Origin of the sequence: Streptomyces alkaliterrae (assembly GCF_007097205.2) — a bacterium.
Classification (GTDB): Bacteria; Actinomycetota; Actinomycetes; order Streptomycetales; family Streptomycetaceae; genus Streptomyces; species Streptomyces alkaliterrae.
In genome coordinates this window covers 1-2,313 of record NZ_VJYK02000517.1, presented here as the reverse complement: position 1 = coordinate 2,313, position 2,313 = coordinate 1, and the positions used below count along the sequence as shown (strand labels likewise).

At 76.3% G+C, this 2,313-nt stretch carries 2 protein-coding genes and 1 pseudogene; all 3 read left to right on the top strand.

Translation table 11 applies throughout. The annotated features are described in order from the left end of the window. Nucleotides 1-179: 179 nt before the first annotated feature. Nucleotides 180-1,028, top strand: a complete 849-nt coding sequence (locus FNX44_RS26285) for a DUF4397 domain-containing protein (protein WP_228450267.1) — start codon at nt 180-182, stop codon at nt 1,026-1,028. Nucleotides 1,029-1,212: 184 nt separating this feature from the next. Further along, on the top strand, nt 1,213-1,989 hold the full coding sequence (locus FNX44_RS26280; protein ID WP_143651476.1) for a class F sortase: 777 nt from the start codon (nt 1,213-1,215) through the stop codon (nt 1,987-1,989). A 71-nt stretch (nt 1,990-2,060) separates the two neighbouring features. Then, nucleotides 2,061-2,313: pseudogene (locus tag FNX44_RS26275) on the top strand (hypothetical protein); the annotation flags it as partial.

The following is a 2,313-nucleotide window of genomic DNA, read 5'->3' as shown; positions in this document are numbered from 1 at the left end:
CTCCCCGCGCGCGGCCGGACCCCCGACCCCGTCGCCGTGGAGAGCGCCGGCGACTGAGAACGCACCCGGCCACCGGACCGGGAAGTCTCCGGCCGCACCGCATCCGTGAACGCGCCGGAACCCGAACAACGGACATACACGCCCCGCCACCGATCGGGGCCCTCTCGAAGGGATTTCCGATGAGGAACAAGCAGAAGCGCCACATGCGGACCGTCGTGGCCACCGCGGCCGCGATCGGCACCTGCTCGCTCGCCCTGGCCGTCGCTCCGCAGGCCGCCGCCGCCGAGGACGACAAGGCCTGGGTCTCCGTCTTCCACGGCGTCCCCGGCCTGACCGTCGACGTCTACGCCAACGGCGACGAGCTGCTGCCGGACTTCGAGCCCGGCACGCTGACCGATCCGCAGGAGATGGCGTCCGGCAGCTACGACATCAAGGTCTTCGCCGCCGGAGACGACCCCGAAAGCGACGACCCGGCAATCGAGAAGGAGATCGAGGTACCGGCCGGTGCCAACGCCACCGTCGCCGCCCACCTCGACGCGGACGGCGAACCGCAGCTGACCGCGTTCGTCAACGACGTCTCCGACGTCGACGCCGGCAAGTCCCGGCTGACCGTCCGACACGTCGCCGCCGCGCCGGAGGTCGACGTGCGGGCCGGCGGCCAACCGGTCTTCGAGGGCCTGACGAACCCGAACGAGGAGACCACCGAGGTCGACGCCGGGACCGTCAGCGCCGACGTGGTGCTCGCCGGGACGGACGACGTCGCCATCGGCCCCGCCGACCTCGACCTCAAGGAGGGCACGACCAACATCGTCTACGCCTGGGGCAGCGCCGAGGACGAGAACCTCGCGCTGAAGGTGCAGACGTTGGAGGGCATGCACAGTGATCCGGCCTCCGTCCCGGCCGGCGGCAACGGTGCGGCCGCCGCCACCAACTCCCCGGACGCCTGGCTGGCGTGGAGCGCCGCGGGAGTGATCGCGCTCGCGGGCGGCGTCCTGGTGCTGCGCCGCCGAACCGCGCAGCGGGCCTGACGGGCGGCGCCACCCGGCCGCCGACCGCGACTCCCCGGGCCGTGCCCGAGAACGGCCCGGGGCCGGCCGCCCGGCACGCCCGTCCCGGTGACCGCCGGGCGGCCACCCTCCCGCCGGGGCCGTCGTCACGACGACGGCCCCGGCGGCCCTGCCCTCCTCGCCCCCTCGGACCGGGAGACACCCGATGACCCGGACGACACGCACCAGACGCACGGGGCGACTCCCCGCCGCCCGCCCGTCCGGTCCGGCGCTCGTTCTCGCCGCGCTGCTCACCGCCGCGCTCGCGTTGCTCGCCGTGCTCGCGGTCGGCCAACCCACCTCCGGGCCAACCGAGTTCGGCGAGCCGCGCGGCGCGCCGGGTGTGCCGCCCACAGCTACCGCGGCCCCCGACCGCCTCACAGCGCAGCCGCCGCAGCCTCCGCAGCCGCCGCTGGGCGTCGGGACTCCGGCGGAGGCCGGCCCGCGACACCCTCCCCGGACGGCCTCCGGCAGGTCTGAGACGGACGGCGATCCCCCGCCCGAACGGCTGCGCGTCGCCCGGATCGGACTGGACGCGCGCGTCGTCCCGACCGGGGTCGACGAGGACGGCGCCGCCGAGGTGCCGGACGATCCGGCACGTGCCGGCTGGTACCGCTTCGGACCGGCCCCGGGCGCCGACCGGGGTTCCGCCGTCCTCCTCGGCCACGTCGACTCCCGTACGGGCGAACTCGGCGCGCTCGCCGCCCTCTACGACGTCCGGGCGGGCGACGAGGTCACCGTCGAGCGCCGCCACGGCCGACCGGTCCGCTTCCAGGTGACGGCCCGTCGGGTGGTGCCGAAGGACAACCTGCCGGAGCGGACGTTCGCCCGCGCAGGGCCGCACGTGCTCACGCTCGTCACCTGCGCGCCGCCGTACGACGCCCGGCGCGGCGGCTACCAGAACAACGTCCTTGTCACCGCCCAGCCGCTGGACCGGAACTGATCCGACGGTCGGCCGTCGGCCGCCGCCCCGGACGGCGCCGGGAGACGGACGCAAGCTCAGAAGGAGGCGGGGTGTCCCACGTCGACAGTGGACGCATCACCGAGCTGGCGCTGGCGGCCGCCCCGGCCGTCGGCACCGAGGCCGCTCACCTGGCGCACTGCGCGCGCTGCCGCGCCGACCTGGCGGCGGCGCGCCGAGTCGTGCGCGCCGCCCGTGCGGTGCCGCAGCCCGACCGGGCACCGCACCCGCACTCCCGCCGGCCGCCCGCCCGACTCTGGCGGGCCATCGAGGCCGCGGCCCGCGCAGCCGCCCCACCGGACGCCC

Excerpts from the sequence above, each read along its gene's own strand:
- FNX44_RS26280 (WP_143651476.1), top strand. The coding sequence starts at position 1,213 with ATGACCCGGACGACACGCACCAGACGCACGGGGCGACTCCCCGCCGCC.
- FNX44_RS26285 (WP_228450267.1), top strand. The coding sequence starts at position 180 with ATGAGGAACAAGCAGAAGCGCCACATGCGGACCGTCGTGGCCACCGCG.